We start from the raw sequence: 439 nt of genomic DNA on the forward strand, positions 1-439 counted from the left end.
CTGCTGGTGGTCGGCCTCCTCGGCTACGGCCTCGGCCTCCTCATCCACGGCCGCGATTGACCCGCGGGGCCCAGCCGAACCGCGCCGCGGTCCGGCGGGCCTTCGCCCCTTCACGCCCTATCCATCACCCCCTCGAACGACCGACCTTCTCGGACGACCGACGACCCCGGAGTAGCCGTACCGTGACTTCCTCTCCCATCCTCGCGACCCCTTCCACCGTCCCGAACGCCGCCGCGGCCGACACCCGCACCGTCCTGCTGAACCAGGTCTCGTGGGGCGCGATCTTCGCCGGCGCGGTCACCGCCCTGGTGGCCCAGGTCGTCCTCAACATGGTCGGCGTCGGCGTCGGCCTGTCCAGCGTCGGCGGTCCCGCCGCCGACAACCCCGCCGCCTCGACCCTGTCGATGGGCGCCGGCCTCTGGTTCGTCGGGTCCGGCAT

1 pseudogene is annotated in these 439 nt (G+C 72.9%); it reads left to right on the forward strand.

Annotated features, from left to right (window positions below):
• Nucleotides 1-182 precede the first annotated feature (182 nt).
• Nucleotides 183-439: pseudogene (locus FV222_RS29085) on the forward strand (PhnA-like protein); the annotation flags it as partial.

The sequence above is a fragment of the Methylobacterium sp. WL103 genome (genome assembly GCF_008039885.1).
Classification (GTDB): Bacteria; Pseudomonadota; Alphaproteobacteria; order Rhizobiales; family Beijerinckiaceae; genus Methylobacterium; species Methylobacterium cerastii.